This is a genomic window from Streptomyces sp. NPDC005070 (assembly GCF_053600395.1).
The window spans coordinates 1-1,683 of record NZ_JBSFZS010000457.1 but is presented as its reverse complement, the minus strand read 5'-3'; the positions used below and the strand labels follow the sequence as shown (position 1 = coordinate 1,683).

Here is a 1,683-nt window from a genome sequence, read left to right as displayed (position 1 = left end):
GTCAGGCCCGGCTCCGAGGACGGCTCGCTGCTCTCCCGGGGGAGGACCTCGGCGAGCTGGGCCGCGAGGGCGTCGGGGCAACAATGACGATATTGTCAGGGCCGGCAAAGGTTTCGAGACTCATCCTCACGAGGACATGGAAATTGTTACGTGGGTTCTCCGGGGATCTCTCGTGCATCAGGATTCGGTCGGGCACAATGGCCTGATCTATCCTGGCCTTGCGCAGCGAATGAGCGCTGGTACGGGAATTATGCACAGCGAGAAGAATGACTCCTGGCGCCTAGAAGGCACTAAGAGTCACACGGACCCCGTGCACTTCGTCCAGATGTGGGTAGCGCCAGATGAGGACGGAATCAAACCTGGATATCAGCAGATGGAAATCGAGGATGCGGCACTCCATGGAAAGTTCGCCGTAGTTGCATCCGGGATTGACCGGCATAAAAATGACGCCGCCATCCGTATCAAGAATCGCTATGCCGCTCTCCATGCCGCCCGATTGAAGAAGGGGGACGAGGTAACGCTTCCCGACGCCCCATTCCTGCACCTTTTCCTGGCAGTCGGGCACGTCTCACTGGAGGGTACCGGCGATCTCTTTGCCGGTGATGCTGTTCGCTTCACCGCCACCGGTGGTCAGAAGGTCACGGCGCTCAAGCCTTCCGAACTCCTCGTCTGGGAGATGCACGCGACGGTCCAGGGGTGGTAGCGGAGCACCACTCGGGCCGGTGACAACCACGCGTGCTGGGTGACGTCGAAGCTGCTGTCACGAGACCGCTCACTTAGGTGTTATCAGGTCGCTGGCCGCGGCACGGATCCGGCGAATCTGCCGCCGAATGACGCTCTCGGCCCTGAGATGCCGTCGGACGCGACGTGCTCGCCCACCGTGGAGGGCACGTGGCGATTGTTGAAGCGGCACTGCTGGTCATGGCAGCAGCCGACACGGCGAGCAATCGAGCGCGACGACGATGCCGTGGACCTGTCGAAGAAGGAGGTCTGGCCGCAGGTAAGACCATCGCGGCGGCCTACGACGCATGGATCGTCTTCGAGGACGAGGCCGGTCAGTCGCTGACGCCGCCGCGAGCCAGAACCTGGGGCCGCAGGGGCTGCACCCCTGTGGTCCGCGTTCGCGGACGGGGCTCGGGCCGGGTACCGATGGCGGGCATGACCTGCTACAAGCCCTGTGAGCGGTCCGGGCTCATCTACGTCGTCCGCGAGTACACCGGACGCAAGGACCAGCCCAAGGGCTTCGGCTGGCGCGACTTCCGCGACCTGCTGATCCACGCCCGCATCCAGCTCGGCGGCCTGATCGTCCTTGTCCGGGACAACGTCCGCTTGCACCTGACCAAGTCCCTGCGGGAGTTCATCGAAACCAACGCGGACTGGCTCACGGTCTTCCAGCTGCCCACCTGCGCCCCCGACCTGAACCCGCAAGAAGGTATCTGGTCTCTGGTCAAGCGCGACATCGGCAACCTCGCCGCCGTTGACCTCAGCCAGATCACCCGCGCCGTGAAGCGCAAGCTCAAGATGCTTCAGTACCGACCGGAGGTCATCGACGGCTGCCTCGCTGGCACCACCCTCGTCCTGGACCCGTGAGCCGGCTGGCCGAACGGCGCTGGAGCCAGGCCCAGCGGGGCGCGGAGACCGTCCATGACCCGTCGCCGCCCCAGCGCAGCTTGAGCTCCAGGG

General features: G+C 64.4%; 1 protein-coding gene and 1 pseudogene. Both read left to right on the top strand.

Translation table 11 applies throughout. The features are described from left to right. Positions 1–136 precede the first annotated feature (136 nt). On the top strand, positions 137–703 hold the full coding sequence (locus ACWEBX_RS40205) for a pirin family protein (protein ID WP_451889643.1): 567 nt from the start codon (positions 137–139) through the stop codon (positions 701–703). 168 nt (positions 704–871) lie between these two features. Further along, a pseudogene (locus ACWEBX_RS40200) lies at positions 872–1,590 on the top strand (transposase); the annotation flags it as partial. Positions 1,591–1,683 lie beyond the last annotated feature (93 nt).